Source organism: Bacillus cereus group sp. MYBK101-2 (assembly GCF_051918845.1).
Classification (GTDB): domain Bacteria; phylum Bacillota; class Bacilli; order Bacillales; family Bacillaceae_G; genus Bacillus_A; species Bacillus_A paranthracis.
In genome coordinates this window covers 488126-502615 of sequence record NZ_JBQAIE010000001.1, presented here as the reverse complement: position 1 = coordinate 502615, position 14490 = coordinate 488126, and the positions used below count along the sequence as shown (strand labels likewise).

Genomic DNA, 14490 nt, shown 5'->3' with positions numbered 1-14490 from the left:
GATAAGGAACAAAATTAGATAGCGACAGCAACGATATCAGCTGGGCATACACGTAAAATACCAGTAAAAGTATTTCGGTTTTGATTGTGCTTATCGTCTTTATTGTTATCTTTGTTATCTTTGTCATTACGAGCTAAAGCAGAGAAAAGAGCAACACCGTTACAGAAACCTTCAAAAATTACATTGTTGAAAGATCCAACACCTTTAACGCTTAATAGAGAAAGCTCTGTTCCAACTGAAATGCTAGCAAGTACGTTACATACAGCTGGTTGTTGTGGTCTAACTACTTCTCTCTCTTTCTCTTTCTCATGATGTCTGCACTCTCTTTCATGATGATGACAGTCTCTAAAGTTATCACAGCATCCAAATGATCCAAACATAATCCTCATCACCCCCTTCACACTTATAATCTATGTAAGTTCGGTAGTGAGTGACTGGACAGAGAGTGGAATTTTTTCTAGGGGAATTTCTCATTTTAAAAGACTAGCTGGGTGTTTATTACGGAATGATGTTTAAAATAGGATAGATATCACAAAAAAGTGTAAAGACCACCGAAATGAATGAAATAGGTAGCCTTTACACTTTTTTGCTTTTATATAAAACGATGATATATACAGGAAGAGCTAACAGTAGCGGTACAATGGATCGTGCAGTATGTTTTTCTGATTCTAATTGGAATGCTTCTTCTTTTGGAAATTGTAAAACTGAAATATTTGCAGCATCGCCAATAAAATATAGAAGCAGTACAGTTACTATGTAACATAAAAGTGCAATAAAGCTTCCGTATGAACTCAATGAAAATCCCTCTCTTGTTATCTATTTGTTATCATTGTATCATAATTGTAACAAAAACACACGGTTATATTTCGATACTTTAACAAAATTCGACACGAAACGTCATTTATATGTATGCGAATAGCATGAAATTTACTGTTTTTTATGTGTGGATGTCGAATCATACATTTTAGTATTACGGATGTGTGACAGAATAAAAAAAGAAACGAAGGTAATGAAATTACCTTCGTTTCTTTTTTATTCGTATGAAAGGGCAGTAAGACCCTCACACTGATTCAAGTTTCACTTTATTATTTTGCCCATTCACTCACTTGTTCTACGCTCATTCGTGGTGCAGGATGGCCTTTTAAAGTTGATTCCCCAATTGTAATAAGCATAATTGGTACGTAGCGAGATGAAACATTGAATTCTTCTGTAAGTGCTTGTGGGTTGAAACCACCAATCGCACAAGTATCCCAGCCAGTTGCTTTAGCTGCAAGCATAAGTTGCATTGCTGCTAAAGATGCATTTGAAAAGGCTGCATCTCTTGGGAATTGCTCACGGGCATATGCAGACTCAATATTTTTAGCTAAGCGTTCTTTTGCTTCTTCTTTCATAAATCCTTGTTCTACAATTGGACCATAAACGGGTTCAACGTTTTTATAAGCTTCTAAATCACCTAAAATAGCGACTACAGCAGAAGCATCAAGAATTTGTTGTTGGTTATAAGCAATTGGATGTAATCGTTTCTGTACATCTTCACCTTGGAATACAAGGAATTTCCAATGCTGTAAATTCCAAGCAGAAGGTGCTTGAGCAGCTCCCTTTAAAATCTCGTGTAACTCTGTAGATGAAATTTCTTTCTCTGGGTTGAATGCACGTGTAGATGTGCGTTCATATAAAACATTAAAAAAGTTTTCGTTTGTCATTATATATCCTCCAAATTACATATCAAATTATGAAAAAAATACATGTAATATATTCTACTTACATTTTGTAAGTTGTCGAATTTAAGAATATAATATCTTTATTTTAATTGTCAAGTTTTCAAGCGGAAGCTAGGGCATTCATACAAACGATACAATTCCTATAATCATACACTAAAAAAGGAATTTATAGAGTGAAAAAGCAAAGATAACATTCTCAATTAGCTTGTTAACATGTATCCCTCACTCATTAAAGTTTTTAGAGAACAGTTTTTTATAAAATGTTTGTGAGGAATTCTGTAGAACAAGATATATGAAGTGAGTGAAGACTAGTGATGAACATACTACATTTTTTATTAGAGAATACGGTTTTCCAAAATGTATTACAAGATCTTCAGTTAAATGTCCTTTATATAGAAAATGGATGCACACATCAACAAACGATAGAAAATATCCATCCAAAATGTATGTTTATAGCAAATAGTTTTGAAGAAGGAGAAGTATTATTTCAGAGGACTAAACCACATATTGTAATTATGTATGTAACAGATTTTTCTCAAATAAAATATATAAAGAATATGTATAATCCACAGAGTACATTTATTGTCATTTGGGATCAACAAATAACAAGCGAGTTTGCAGAGGTGCTTACGTTAGGAATACGTAATATTGTGATAGCCCCTGTGACTCCGCAAATGGTGTTAGAGGAAGTAAATAAAAGTTTATATCAGCTTTCTTTAGTGCGGCAAGTAAGTTTGCAACAAGAACTACTTCAAACGATGTTTGATTTTCGAAATGATCTATTATTTATAGTAGAAGACGATGAGATTGTTGATTGTAATACAAATTTTTTAGAGTTTTTCGGATATGAAAATTTGTTTGCTTATCGTGAGCAACATTTAGTATTTGCTGAACATCTTATTAGAGAAAATGGATACTATTCAACAACTCATGATATAACATGGTTAGATGATACATTATCATATGATAGACGAATTAAGATGTCCAACTATGAAGGGGAAGTGTCAACTTTTTTATTGCGTGCGACACCATTGCCAGAAGATTTATCAAGATTTATTGTGAAGTGTACAGAGATTACCGAATTAGATGAAATCTATCAAGAACAAGAAAGACTTGCTATGATAGATTCGTTAACAGAGATTTATAATCGTTTGAAATTCCAACAAATACTCGAGGCAGAATGGGATAATGCGATGCGTAATAATGAAAACATAGCACTTATTTTATTTGATATAGATAATTTTAAAGCAGTAAATGACACGTATGGCCATGATTTTGGTGACTTAGCATTAATTGAGCTTGCAGAGCTCATGAAATCTAAAGTGGAGCAGCAACATGTATTTGCTAGGTGGGGAGGAGAAGAATTTATTATTTTAGTAACGAATACAGTAGAAAAAGAAGCATTTCAAGTTGCGGAATCATTACGATTTTTCATTGAAACAAAGCAATTCTCAGGAATTTCGAAATTAACAGCGAGCTTTGGAGTTGCATTATATGAAAAAGGGATTACAAGAGAAGAATTAATGCAACGAGCGGATATTGCATTATATGAAGCGAAAAAAAATGGGAAAAATCAAGTGTGTGTATATAGAAAAGAAAAAAAGTGATTTTTCGCAACAAATTGTTGCGATTTTTTTTTATTACTTGATAATAGAGTGTAGGGGGGATTTTGAACGAAGGAATTATGGAGGAACAAAATGATAAAAAAAATAATGATGATAGTTTCAATATGTGCAGTAGTTTGTGGAGGAGTATACTATTTTCTCTATAATTCTAATATAAAGGAAAATAAAGAATTAACAACTAAGGTGAATCCTGCTGTTGAATCAGAAGTACAAGAGAATATAGAAGAAGAAAAAAAAGAAAAGCAAATTGATTACGCTAGCATATCTCAAAAATTAGATCAATATTTAGTCGGAAAGCAATTCAATGGAACAGTTTTGGTAACAGACAAAGAGCATGTTATATTGAATAAAGGATATGGGTATGCTGATGTTCAAAATAAAATAGAAAATACGCCTCACACAAAATATCGTATCGGTTCTATTACGAAAACAGTTGTGGCTACATCTATTTTACAACTGCAGGATCAAGGTAAGCTAAATATTCAAGATAATGTAAATAAATATATTCCTTCATTTCCGGAGAATAAAAATATTACGTTATATCATTTATTAACGCATACCTCTGGTTTACCTGAACACGCAAAAGGCAATGTTAATGCTGCTTCCCGTTTACAGTTAATGAATTGGATTGGACGTCAAAATTTAGAATTTCCTGCAGGAACAGGTTGGAGATATACAGATTATAATTATATGGTGCTTGCCTATATAATAGAACATATATCGAAAAAACCTTTAGGAGATTATATAAAAGAAAATATATTTACAAAAGCAGATATGCATGAATCTGGTATGGGAAATATGGTACCTGGAGATAAAAATTTTACAAAGGGTTATGTGAAAAAAAATCAAGAGCTTGTACCAGCGCAGAAGGTAGGCATGGATTGGCTATATGGTTGTGGTGAGATGTATACGACAGTTGGAGATATGAAGAAATTAGACGAAGCAATTATAAATGGAAAACTTCTTTCTGAACAAAGTATACAAGCGATGTTTTCACCTTCAACAGAACGAAAATATGCATTTAGTTTTTACATATATCCGGATTATTTTCATAATCATGGTGTACTATCTGGTTGGAACACTTTCAATAATTTTAATAAAGAAAAAGGGATTTTTGTTATTTTATTTTCAAATGTGAAAAATAGTATGGATGATGACTTCAATAAAGATTTTCGAAAGATGGTAAGTGATTTATTAGAACAAAGGGGATGAGAAAATGAAACATAAAAATGTATCAATTGGTTTCATTGGTATTGGTGTAATGGGAAAAAGTATGGTGCGTCATTTCATGCAAGACGGTCATACAGTATATATATATAATAGAACAAAATCGAAAACAGACTCTTTAGTGCAAGATGGTGCAAATTGGTGTGATACACCGAAAGAGTTAGTAAAGCAAGTTGATGTTGTAATGACTATGGTTGGGTATCCACATGATGTAGAAGAAGTGTACTTTGGGATAGATGGAATTTTGGAGAATGCAAATGAAGGCACGATTGCAATTGATTTCACGACATCTACACCAACATTGGCAAAACGTATTAATGAAACTGGTAAAAGTAAGAATGTATATACGTTAGATGCACCTGTATCTGGAGGAGACGTTGGTGCGAAAGAAGCAAGACTCGCAATTATGGTCGGTGGAGAGAAAGAAATATATGATAGATGTTTACCGTTATTTGAAAAACTAGGAACAAATATTCAGTTGCAAGGGCCTGCTGGAAGTGGACAACATACAAAAATGTGCAATCAAATTGCGATTGCTTCTAATATGATTGGAGTATGTGAAGCTGTTGCTTATGCGAAAAAGGCTGGATTAGATCCTGATAAAGTATTGGAGAGTATTTCAACGGGAGCAGCAGGTAGCTGGTCATTAAGTAATTTAGCTCCTCGAATGTTAAAGGGAGATTTTGAACCAGGTTTTTATGTAAAGCATTTTATGAAAGATATGAAGATCGCGTTAGATGAGGCTGAAAGATTACAATTGCCAGTACCAGGTTTAAGTTTGGCGAAGGAATTGTATGAAGAGCTAATAAAAGATGGGGAAGAAAATAGCGGAACACAAGTGTTATACAAAAAATATGTAAGGGGGTAAATGAGATGGATCTTCAAAAATTTGATGAGATGATTGATACTGTACAAAGAGCAACATGTATACAAATTAATGAAAAACAAAAAGAAGCTTTTAAACAAAAATATGATTTTGAACCGAATTTCGAATATGGAAGAGATGAGAAAGGGCATTATGTTATTCGAACTTCAAAAAAGATGCTAGAAGAAATGGAATTTTATTTGGCATTGAAATATGATCGAGATGGAGTTGACCTTTACATGGAAGCGGAGATTGATGGTATATATCATGTATCTGTTAGCTATAGTGAAGACGCTTTGCACCTACAAGAATTGTTTCAATTTCTAGAAGAAAAAAAATAAAAGTCCTCATTTGAGGACTTTTATTTTTAATTTTGTAATTATAAGCTAGAAGCCCGGCGGCATCGTTCAATTGGGAATGGAATAACTTGCGCGATGTGATTAGGACCGAATTGTTTTGTACGAGCATGGCGTACTATATAAAATGCACAGAGAATTGAAACAGGAATAGCACCGAATAAACCAAAAAGTAAAGCGCTTACACAAGATGCAACAAAACCTAAAACACCAACTTCTAACTCTTCCATAATAGCTCCTAGAATAATAGGAAGTGCTCCACACGTAACCCCTAGTATAAGTGCGATAAGTAAACTCATGATTCTCCCCCTCTGTTTGCGATTTTCTTTTCCTTCTTAGTTAATTGTAGTATATCATACATAAAACAGAATTTTCAGAAAAAGTTCAAAAAAAGTTCAATAAATGTTCAAAAAGTCTTAATAAATATACTTGAAAAATTGAAGGGAGAGATTGTACTGAAAAGAAGGAATAATACGGTTAGAACCATAAAAAATCAGGCTTATTTCAAAATGAAATAAGCCTGTTCCATAGGAGGATGTATATATGTAGAGTGAATAAAAGGTTGGAAAAGGGGGTCCAAGGCCTTTTATTCAACTAACTACCTTAATAGATTGGAACCCAGCCTTCAGTTGTAACAAAAATACGAATAGCTACAACTTGACGATCATCTTGCAAGGTAAAATAATGTCTTGCATTTTCAGGAACAGATATGAGATCGCCTGGCTCAAGTTCAACGTCAAAGAATGTCCCATCTTTTCCTTCAATGGCAAAGATGCCATGACCACTAACAATAAAGCGAACTTCATCATCAGTATGATGGTGTTCTTTTTGGAAATTAATTAATAGTTCGTCAAGGTTAGGTGTGCTATTTGAAAGTGAAATTACATCATGTGCTTTATAACCTCGGCGTGATGAAACATCAGCAATTTCTTTTGAAAACACAGCTAATATTTCAGCTTTGTTTTCATCTGTTAATGAGTAATTTTCTTTTAAATGAGTAGGAAGTTTGGAAATATTCCATTTCTCATATAAAACGCCTTCCTCTTGTAGAAATTTTGATACTTCCACTTCATTTTCAATGCGAGTATTTATTTCATGAATACGAATTTGCGCCATTAGAAACGCCTCCTTGAATTGATAATAGTTTTATATGAAATTGGAATAAAAACTCATAAGCTTCTAATCTTTTCTTTGCATCAAAGCTATCTCGGCCCCATACGGTAATACCATGGTTACGGATTAATACTGCCCCCGAATCTCCTTGTATATGCTTGCGGAAGTTTTCTCCAAGCGTTGGGATATGGGCATGGTTTTCGATAATAGGAATGTTTATTGTTGCACCTTCTTCCCAAATATCGAGAGCTTTAATAATTTCTTGATTTTGAAGTGTGACTGCATCACTATATAAATTTGTGATAACATTGTTATCGGTTGTATGAACATGAAGGACGCATCCAGCATTCGTATTATTATAAATATGTGTATGCAAGATTGTTTCTGCTGAAGGACGTAATTCAGTTTCTAATACGGGAACCCCTAGATGATCTACTAATAGAAAATCATCTGGAGTCGTTTTTGTTTTATCTTTACCACTTGCTGTAATGAGCAAAGTGAGTGGTTCATGACTAACCTTTATAGAAATATTACCACTCGTTGCTGGAAACCAATTTCGTGTTGTTAATTCTTTTTTTATCTCGCTTAAGTCATACCATTGACGAAAAAGTTGTTTCATAATTTCACCTCCAACAAATGTTTTAATTCGTTTTGAATATCGTGAAACGATTCAAATGGTGTATAAGAAATATGATTTTCTTCACATTTTGTAATAAGGAAGTCACGAGCGAACACTTTATCCGCTTGTTTCGCAGCTTGTAAATCAGTAATTGAATCTCCGATTACAATATGGAAGTCATTTGTATTACTTAATTTACGGATGAGTGATGATTTACATAATCCGCAATGATTTTGACAATGATGATCACAAGGATGAGGCCAATTCACCGTAATGTATTCATTTGAAAAATCTGTTTCATTACAGTAAATTTGCTCTTTCGGAATGAGTCCTTGTAAGAGTGGATAGACGAAGAAATCCATTCCACCTGATATAACATAAAAGGAAATATTATTTTTATTTACAAATTGTATAAATTCATGAAAACCATTACGGATTTCAGCAGTCTCTATTAAAAATTGAATAATTTCATCGTGCAGATTAGTAGGTATGAATTGAAATAATTGAGAAACACCTTCTTGAATAGATAGCTCTTGTGATAAAATTCTATTCTTTACTTCTTCAGCTTCTGGTGGTGCAAATTTTTCCATAATGGACATAATGTTATCATTATTTGTAATCGTGCCATCGAAATCACAAAATATTTGAATACTCATAATTTCACCTCATGAGAGGGATTTCCCCATATTTGTAGTGCGCTATGCAAATTTATGTCATCTACTTCATGGAGTGGTTTATTTTGCAAAGTAGCATCAATTGCAGCACGGAAAGCTTTACCGCCGCCATGCGCCCCATTTGGATGTCCATGTATTCCGCCACCAGCATTAATCACAACATCTTTACCGAAATCTCGTACAATAAAGGGAACGAAACCAGGGTGAATACCAGCAGACGGAACAGAAAAGCTCTTCTTGAAACATGCATCGTCTTCAGTTAAATATTTTGAGATAGCAAGAGCTTCCTCTTTTTCTAGCGCAACACTTCCGTATGGAGATGGGAATAATGAAAAGTCAGCCCCAGCATAACGGAGTAGCTTTCCGAGTAATAATGGAGATGAAACTCCATATAACTTAGATGCAGAATAAGCACCACTTACAGCAGGATGTGCCATAATAGGAACTGGGATTTCATCATCTTCTGCAAGTGATTGTAGTACATCTAGTCCGTAAGAGAATACGTTAAATAATAGAATATCGGCTCCAGCTTGCACTGCACGTTTCGCATTTTCTTTTAAATCAAAAGTTCGTCCTGTTAAATTTACGGCATATAACGTTTTATGTCCGTACGTTTCATATACGGATTGTAAAACTTCTTTTCCAGATACGATGCGTTTCGTAAGTGGTGTTAATGCATTTTCGAATAATATCTCATCATCTTTTACGATATCTACACCACCAATTGCTTGATCGCGTAATTGCGTTTTTAAATACCCAATATTTCGTCCAATCATTCCTTTAAAAATACTCATTAAAAGGGGACGATCATGTACTTGTAAAAGATTTCGAATACCATCTATCCCGAATTTTGGACCAGGAAACTGTTTTTTTAATTCGTCTGAAAAAGTTAAGTCAATTAATTTTACTTCGCCATCAAGTGATAGCTTTCCAAATGTAGTCGTTAAAATTGCTGGTAAATCCGGACTGAAATTTAATAACGGATATTCGATTTTAATAATTCCGCGTTTCACTTTTTTACGTAAATACGAATTGGTATGTTCATGTGCAGCTAATTCCTCAACATGAATGACGTTGCCTTTATGTTGTTTTAATTGATCTTGCAATAAATGTGGCAAATGTGTCCAAGAGCCAATGGTTAAACCGAGTGCAATTTGCTCAGCTTTTTTTTCTAAGTTATGTGAATCATCATGGATTAAATATGTCGCTATAATTCCGCTCATTGTTATAACCTCCTAGTTAAATAAAAAAACCTCTCAGCTAAGGAGAGGTTTTTTTACAACCAGCTCCTTATCTGTCAGCGTAATGCTGCGAGAATTAGCACCGTGTCTACAATTGTAGATCGGTTGCCGGGTTTCGTCGGGCTCGTCCCTCCACCTGCTCTTGATAAGAAGTATTTAGAAATGTTTAAATTTTTAAGATAACTGAATTTTGTCAGATATTTTTCATGTTGTCAATTACTTTTTGAAAAAATTTAATTTATCAATTCGATGAATGGCTTCTCTTAACCTATCTTCTGTATGTAAGAGACCAACACGGACATACCCTTCGCCATGCTCACCAAATCCAACACCAGGAGCAACTGCGACATGTGCTTTTTCTAGTAAAATATTAGAAAATTGCTCAGAAGTATATCCTTTTGGAACAGGAAGCCATGCAAAAAATGATCCTGTTGGAATGTCTACATTCCAACCAATTGAGTGACAAGCTGAAATAAGAGCGTTTCGTCGAGCTTCGTAACTATTTACAAGGTCTATTACGCAAGACTGTGAACTTAATAGTGCTTCGCGGGCGGCATCTTGAACTGCACCAAAAATACTAACATACATATGATCTTGTAATAAGTTAATGGTTTCAATGACACTTTCATTCCCTACTGCAAAAGCGATACGCCACCCAGCCATATTGAAAGTTTTCGATAGAGTATAAATTTCAATTCCTGTATCTTTAGCACCGTCTGCTTGTAAGAAACTAACTGGCTTTTGACCATCGAACCCTATAGCACCATAGGCAAAATCATGAACAACCAATATATTGTGTTTATTAGCAAATTGAATCGTTTCATCAAAAAAATCTTTTGATGCAGTAGCACCTGTAGGGTTATTTGGGTAGTTTAAAAACATTAATTTTGCACGCTCGGCAATAGAGTCATCAATTTTTGTATAATCTGGTAAAAATTTATTTTCTGCAATAAGCGGCATTGTTTCAAATTGTGCTTTCGCTAAAGCGACACCTGATAAATAATCTGGATAGCCTGGATCGGGAACGAGAATTGTATCACCAGGGTTTGTAAAGCAAACTGGTAATTCTACTAATCCAGCCTTTCCACCAAACAATATAGCAACTTCAGTTTTCGGATTTACTACTACATCATATTCACGTTGATAGAATGTTGCCACGGCTTCTTTTAAGCTTTCATGTCCGCGAAATGGCGGATATTTATGATGAATGGTCTTTTCAGCAGCATCTTGCAAAGCTTTTACGATATGCTGCGGTGTTGGTTGATCTGGATTACCTTGACCTAGATTAATAACATCGTGACCAGCTGCAACGACTTTGTTAACTTTTGCAACAAGTGAAGCGAAAAATTGTGTTGGCAATGATGTTACTATCTCAGAAGGTTGAAATGATTTCATACTTTCCACCTCTTTTGAAAATTGTTACAATTCTAGTGACAAATGATATAATCTTTCCAGTATTTTGTAAAGAAAAAAATGAGAATGGGGCTGAAAAAATGAAAGTCGCATGTATTCAGATGGATATTGTCTTTGGAGATGTAGAAAAAAATATTGAGAATGCTAAAAATAAAATAAGCGAAGCGATGAAGGAAAGACCAGATGTTATCGTCTTACCAGAACTATGGACAACAGGTTATGATTTAACGAGACTCTCTGAAATTGCAGATAGGGATGGATTGGAAACGAAAGAAAAGTTGATAGAATGGTCGAAACAATATGGTGTACATATTGTTGGTGGTTCTATAGCAAAGCAAACGGAACAAGGTGTTACAAATACAATGTATGTTGTAACGAATAAAGGAGAACTAGTCAATGAATATAGTAAAGTGCATTTATTTCAGCTTATGGATGAACATAAATATTTAATCGCTGGAAATCGTACTGGTGAATTTAAGTTAGATGATGTAGAGTGCGCCGGCACCATTTGCTATGATATTCGTTTTCCGGAGTGGATGCGCGTTCATACTGCTAAAGGTGCAAAAGTTTTATTTGTTGTAGCTGAATGGCCATTAGTTCGTTTAGCGCATTGGCGTTTACTATTACAAGCAAGAGCAGTTGAAAATCAGTGTTATGTTGTAGCATGTAATAGGGCAGGGAAGGATCCAAATAATGAGTTTGCTGGCCATTCTTTAATTGTCGATCCTTGGGGTGAAGTTGTTGTAGAAGCGAATGAAGAAGAATCAATTCTATTTGGAGAGCTTACATTCGAGAAAATTAAAGAAGTACGTAAAGGAATTCCAGTTTTTGCAGATCGACGTCCAGAATTATACAAATAAAATGTTGACAAGTGATTTTTATTCTTGGTATAGTCTTCAACATAAAGTTAAAAATTCTAAAAAATTATACAACTCTTATCAAGAGCAGGTGGAGGGATTTGGCCCGATGAAGCCCAGCAACCGACCGTAATACCATTGTGAAATGGGGCGTTTATGACGCCAAAAGGCACGGTGCTAATTCCAGCAGAAAGTAAAACTTTCTGGCAGATAAGAGGGGAGAAGATAAACTTCAAACCTCTTTCTTAGTGGAAAGAGGTTTTTCTGTGTTAGAAAAACCTCTGAATTAAAAAAAGGGGGAGAAGACGATGGGATATTATTCATTAACAGAAGTAACCGCTGTACAATATGCGAAAGAACATGGCTATTTTGAAAAGAAAGCAAATGTAGTTTGTCATGAAATTGGAGATGGAAATTTAAATTACGTGTTCAAATTAGATGATGGAGAGAAGTCTATTATAATAAAACAAGCACTACCATATGCGAAAGTAGTTGGTGAGAGCTGGCCGTTGTCTATAAAAAGAGCGACGATTGAAAGTAAGGCGCTGCAAATTTTTGCAAAGTATGTGCCGGAATATGTGCCGGTAGTGTATAGTCATGATGAAGAATTAGCGGTAACAATCATAGAAGACTTATCAAAATTAACTATTACAAGAAAAGGATTAATAGATGGAGAAGAGTATCCACTTCTATCCCAGCATATCGGTCGTTTTCTAGCGAATGTTTTATTTTATACTTCAGATTTTGGTTTACAGTCAGAAGAGAAAAGGGTACTAGAAGGTACATTTGTAAATCCAGACCTTTGCAAAATTACAGAAGATTTAGTGTTTACAGATCCGTTTGGGCATTACGATACGAATGATTATGAGTCGGAGTTACAATTGGCTGTAGATGAACTATGGAGTGATAAAACTTTAAAACTAAAAGTAGCGCAATATAAATATAAATTTTTAACGAGAAAAGAGGCACTCATTCATGGAGATTTACATACTGGAAGTATTTTTTCATCACCTTCTGAAACGAAAGTGATTGACCCAGAATTTGCAACGTACGGTCCATTTGGATTTGACATCGGGCAATTTATTGCAAATCTATTATTAAATGCTCTATCTAGAGAGGAAGAACAGAGAAGTGTGCTATTTTTCCATATTGAGAAAACATGGAGCTATTTCGTAGACACTTTTACGAAATTATGGATTGGAGAAGGTGTAGAAGCATATACGAAAGAGAAACAATGGTTGCCGATTATTTTGCAAAATATTTTTACGGATGTGGTCGGATTTGCTGGATGTGAGCTTATCCGAAGAACAATTGGCTTAGCACATGTAGCTGATTTAGATGAAATAGCAAATAAAGAAAAGAGAATTCAAGCCAAGAAACAAGCTTTATCCTTAGGTAAAGAACTAATAAAATATGAATCTAAAAACGCTGATATTCAACTGTTCCGAACATTATTTCAACAGAAAGTTTCTGGAGGGGTAAAAGCATGAGTACAGTTGTTACGATTCCGAGGTCTGTCAGTTGGAAAGGTGATGCCATTGCAGTATTAAATCAAACAAAGCTGCCGCATAGCACAGAATATAAAACATTAACGACGATTGAAGAGGTATGGAAAAGTATTGTCATGCTAGAAGTAAGAGGAGCACCTGCAATTGGAATTGTAGCTGCATTTGGATTGGCGCTTGCATCAAAAAAATATACTACTTTACATATTGAAGAATTTCAAAAGAAGTTTAATAGAGATTGTAATTATTTAGGGACGTCACGCCCGACAGCAGTCAATTTATTTTGGGCAATCGATCGTATGAGAGAATCTATTCAAGAAATTACTACAATAAAAGAAGCGCAAAAAATATTAGAAGAAGAAGCGCTTCGTATTCAGCAAAAAGATGAAGCGGTATGCCGAAGTATTGGAGAACATGCATTAACATGCTTTAAAGACGGTGATAACATTTTAACAATTTGTAACGCTGGCAGTATTGCAACTGCTAGATATGGTACTGCATTAGCACCGTTTTATATTGGGAAAGAAAAAGGTGTACATTTACATGCATATGCATGTGAAACGAGACCGATTTTACAAGGCGGTCGCTTAACGACCTGGGAATTAAAACAGGCAGGTATCGATGTAACACTTATTACAGATAATACGGCAGCTCATGCTATTCAAACGAAAGAAATCAACGCAATTATTGTAGGAGCGGACCGAATTGTCGCAAATGGGGATACAGCAAATAAAATCGGAACGATGAATTTAGCTATATTAGCAAAGTATTTCGATATCCCGTTCTACGTTGCAGCTCCACTATCTACATTTGATATTACGAAACAAACAGGTGCAGAAATTATTATTGAAGAAAGAGATGAAACAGAAGTTACGAAAATTTTTGGGAAACAAGTGGCACCAGTTGGAACTACTGTTTATAATCCTGCATTTGATGTAACACCGAATGAATTAATTACAGGTATTATTACTGAGCAAGGTATTATACGCGGGGATTATAAACGGGAAATTGCATCATTATTTGAAAAACAAGCTAATACATAATAGCTTGTTTTTCTATGCCTAAATGTGTTCTTTTTTCTTATTTATATAATGAAAGGAGGAGAAAAAGATGGAAGAGTGGATCAAGATGATAGGTAATGTAGGGTTTCCAATTGTTGTAACATTATATTTACTCCACCGTATTGAAAGTAAATTAGATGGGGTAATTGTTGCAATAGAGAAGTTGCCACGGCAATTACTACAGTATGATGATCCTCGCAATAAAAAATAAAG

At 34.6% G+C, this 14490-nt stretch carries 17 protein-coding genes and 2 riboswitches; of the genes, 8 read left to right on the top strand and 9 right to left on the bottom strand.

Annotated elements, in window-relative coordinates; translation table 11 throughout:
- Positions 1-14: 14 nt before the first annotated feature.
- The 3 genes from ACTFSI_RS02595 to ACTFSI_RS02585 form a co-directional block, all read right to left on the bottom strand.
- A complete protein-coding gene (locus ACTFSI_RS02595) occupies positions 15-380 on the bottom strand; it encodes a DUF3915 family protein (RefSeq protein ID WP_000468018.1) in 366 nt (121 codons plus the stop codon).
- A gap of 196 nt (positions 381-576) precedes the next feature.
- Complete coding sequence (locus ACTFSI_RS02590) at positions 577-795, bottom strand: hypothetical protein (RefSeq protein WP_000100487.1); 219 nt, start codon at positions 793-795, stop codon at positions 577-579.
- Positions 796-1085: 290 nt separating this feature from the next.
- On the bottom strand, positions 1086-1703 hold the full coding sequence (locus tag ACTFSI_RS02585) for a nitroreductase family protein (protein ID WP_000180604.1): 618 nt from the start codon (positions 1701-1703) through the stop codon (positions 1086-1088).
- Between the two features lie 332 nt (positions 1704-2035).
- Here ACTFSI_RS02585 and ACTFSI_RS02580 point away from each other — a divergent pair, with 332 nt between their 5' ends.
- The 4 genes from ACTFSI_RS02580 (at position 2036) to ACTFSI_RS02565 (ending at position 5779) form a co-directional block, all read left to right on the top strand.
- The gene (locus tag ACTFSI_RS02580) at positions 2036-3328 is read left to right on the top strand and encodes a GGDEF domain-containing protein (RefSeq protein ID WP_001023204.1); all 1293 of its coding nucleotides are present in this window, start codon (positions 2036-2038) and stop codon (positions 3326-3328) included.
- A 90-nt stretch (positions 3329-3418) separates the two neighbouring features.
- Positions 3419-4558: a serine hydrolase domain-containing protein gene (locus ACTFSI_RS02575; RefSeq protein WP_000591952.1), complete on the top strand. Its 1140-nt coding sequence runs from the start codon at positions 3419-3421 to the stop codon at positions 4556-4558.
- 4 nt (positions 4559-4562) lie between these two features.
- Positions 4563-5441, top strand: a complete 879-nt coding sequence (locus ACTFSI_RS02570; RefSeq protein ID WP_000681093.1) for an NAD(P)-dependent oxidoreductase — start codon at positions 4563-4565, stop codon at positions 5439-5441.
- A gap of 5 nt (positions 5442-5446) precedes the next feature.
- Positions 5447-5779 carry a DUF3909 family protein gene (locus tag ACTFSI_RS02565; RefSeq protein WP_000365613.1) on the top strand — a complete coding sequence of 111 codons (333 nt, stop codon included), beginning with the start codon at positions 5447-5449 and terminating at the stop codon, positions 5777-5779.
- A 38-nt stretch (positions 5780-5817) separates the two neighbouring features.
- Here ACTFSI_RS02565 and ACTFSI_RS02560 read toward each other — a convergent pair whose 3' ends face one another.
- The 6 genes from ACTFSI_RS02560 to ACTFSI_RS02535 form a co-directional block, all read right to left on the bottom strand.
- A complete protein-coding gene (locus tag ACTFSI_RS02560) occupies positions 5818-6093 on the bottom strand; it encodes a hypothetical protein (RefSeq protein ID WP_000054670.1) in 276 nt (91 codons plus the stop codon).
- Between the two features lie 304 nt (positions 6094-6397).
- Positions 6398-6910: a 1,2-dihydroxy-3-keto-5-methylthiopentene dioxygenase gene (locus ACTFSI_RS02555; RefSeq protein WP_000057307.1), complete on the bottom strand. Its 513-nt coding sequence runs from the start codon at positions 6908-6910 to the stop codon at positions 6398-6400.
- Positions 6888-7526, bottom strand: a complete 639-nt coding sequence (locus tag ACTFSI_RS02550) for a methylthioribulose 1-phosphate dehydratase (RefSeq protein ID WP_000811346.1) — start codon at positions 7524-7526, stop codon at positions 6888-6890. The genes ACTFSI_RS02555 and ACTFSI_RS02550 overlap by 23 nt, the downstream gene beginning before the upstream one ends.
- Positions 7523-8182: a 2-hydroxy-3-keto-5-methylthiopentenyl-1-phosphate phosphatase gene (gene mtnX, locus ACTFSI_RS02545; RefSeq protein WP_000027071.1), complete on the bottom strand. Its 660-nt coding sequence runs from the start codon at positions 8180-8182 to the stop codon at positions 7523-7525. Before mtnX ends, ACTFSI_RS02550 begins: the two co-directional genes overlap by 4 nt.
- Complete coding sequence (gene mtnW, locus ACTFSI_RS02540) at positions 8179-9423, bottom strand: 2,3-diketo-5-methylthiopentyl-1-phosphate enolase (RefSeq protein ID WP_440045221.1); 1245 nt, start codon at positions 9421-9423, stop codon at positions 8179-8181. Before mtnW ends, mtnX begins: the two co-directional genes overlap by 4 nt.
- 64 nt (positions 9424-9487) lie before the next feature.
- A riboswitch (SAM riboswitch) is annotated at positions 9488-9593 on the bottom strand.
- A 64-nt stretch (positions 9594-9657) separates the two neighbouring features.
- Positions 9658-10836 carry a pyridoxal phosphate-dependent aminotransferase gene (locus ACTFSI_RS02535; RefSeq protein ID WP_044793867.1) on the bottom strand — a complete coding sequence of 393 codons (1179 nt, stop codon included), beginning with the start codon at positions 10834-10836 and terminating at the stop codon, positions 9658-9660.
- Positions 10837-10850: 14 nt separating this feature from the next.
- On the opposite strand from ACTFSI_RS02535, the gene ACTFSI_RS02530 reads away from it, so the two are divergent.
- From ACTFSI_RS02530 to ACTFSI_RS02515, 4 genes are all read left to right on the top strand, one after another.
- On the top strand, positions 10851-11714 hold the full coding sequence (locus ACTFSI_RS02530) for a carbon-nitrogen family hydrolase (protein WP_440045257.1): 864 nt from the start codon (positions 10851-10853) through the stop codon (positions 11712-11714).
- Between the two features lie 72 nt (positions 11715-11786).
- Positions 11787-11928: riboswitch (SAM riboswitch) on the top strand.
- Between the two features lie 91 nt (positions 11929-12019).
- Entirely contained in the window at positions 12020-13201 is a 1182-nt protein-coding gene (gene mtnK / locus ACTFSI_RS02525) for an S-methyl-5-thioribose kinase (RefSeq protein WP_275893716.1), read from the top strand.
- Positions 13198-14259 carry an S-methyl-5-thioribose-1-phosphate isomerase gene (gene mtnA / locus ACTFSI_RS02520; RefSeq protein ID WP_275893715.1) on the top strand — a complete coding sequence of 354 codons (1062 nt, stop codon included), beginning with the start codon at positions 13198-13200 and terminating at the stop codon, positions 14257-14259. The genes mtnK and mtnA overlap by 4 nt, the downstream gene beginning before the upstream one ends.
- A 67-nt stretch (positions 14260-14326) precedes the next feature.
- Positions 14327-14488, top strand: a complete 162-nt coding sequence (locus ACTFSI_RS02515) for a YvrJ family protein (RefSeq protein ID WP_000393333.1) — start codon at positions 14327-14329, stop codon at positions 14486-14488.
- Positions 14489-14490 lie beyond the last annotated feature (2 nt).

Bases quoted from the DNA above. Each gene is read 5' to 3' on its own strand.
- ACTFSI_RS02595 (WP_000468018.1), bottom strand. From the start codon at position 380: ATGTTTGGATCATTTGGATGCTGTGATAACTTTAGAGACTGTCATCAT.
- ACTFSI_RS02585 (WP_000180604.1), bottom strand. From the start codon at position 1,703: ATGACAAACGAAAACTTTTTTAATGTTTTATATGAACGCACATCTACA.
- ACTFSI_RS02580 (WP_001023204.1), top strand. From the start codon at position 2,036: ATGAACATACTACATTTTTTATTAGAGAATACGGTTTTCCAAAATGTA.
- ACTFSI_RS02575 (WP_000591952.1), top strand. From the start codon at position 3,419: ATGATAAAAAAAATAATGATGATAGTTTCAATATGTGCAGTAGTTTGT.
- ACTFSI_RS02570 (WP_000681093.1), top strand. From the start codon at position 4,563: ATGAAACATAAAAATGTATCAATTGGTTTCATTGGTATTGGTGTAATG.
- ACTFSI_RS02565 (WP_000365613.1), top strand. From the start codon at position 5,447: ATGGATCTTCAAAAATTTGATGAGATGATTGATACTGTACAAAGAGCA.
- ACTFSI_RS02560 (WP_000054670.1), bottom strand. From the start codon at position 6,093: ATGAGTTTACTTATCGCACTTATACTAGGGGTTACGTGTGGAGCACTT.
- ACTFSI_RS02555 (WP_000057307.1), bottom strand. From the start codon at position 6,910: ATGGCGCAAATTCGTATTCATGAAATAAATACTCGCATTGAAAATGAA.
- ACTFSI_RS02550 (WP_000811346.1), bottom strand. From the start codon at position 7,526: ATGAAACAACTTTTTCGTCAATGGTATGACTTAAGCGAGATAAAAAAA.
- mtnX (WP_000027071.1), bottom strand. From the start codon at position 8,182: ATGAGTATTCAAATATTTTGTGATTTCGATGGCACGATTACAAATAAT.
- mtnW (WP_440045221.1), bottom strand. From the start codon at position 9,423: ATGAGCGGAATTATAGCGACATATTTAATCCATGATGATTCACATAAC.
- ACTFSI_RS02535 (WP_044793867.1), bottom strand. From the start codon at position 10,836: ATGAAATCATTTCAACCTTCTGAGATAGTAACATCATTGCCAACACAA.
- mtnK (WP_275893716.1), top strand. From the start codon at position 12,020: ATGGGATATTATTCATTAACAGAAGTAACCGCTGTACAATATGCGAAA.
- mtnA (WP_275893715.1), top strand. From the start codon at position 13,198: ATGAGTACAGTTGTTACGATTCCGAGGTCTGTCAGTTGGAAAGGTGAT.
- ACTFSI_RS02515 (WP_000393333.1), top strand. From the start codon at position 14,327: ATGGAAGAGTGGATCAAGATGATAGGTAATGTAGGGTTTCCAATTGTT.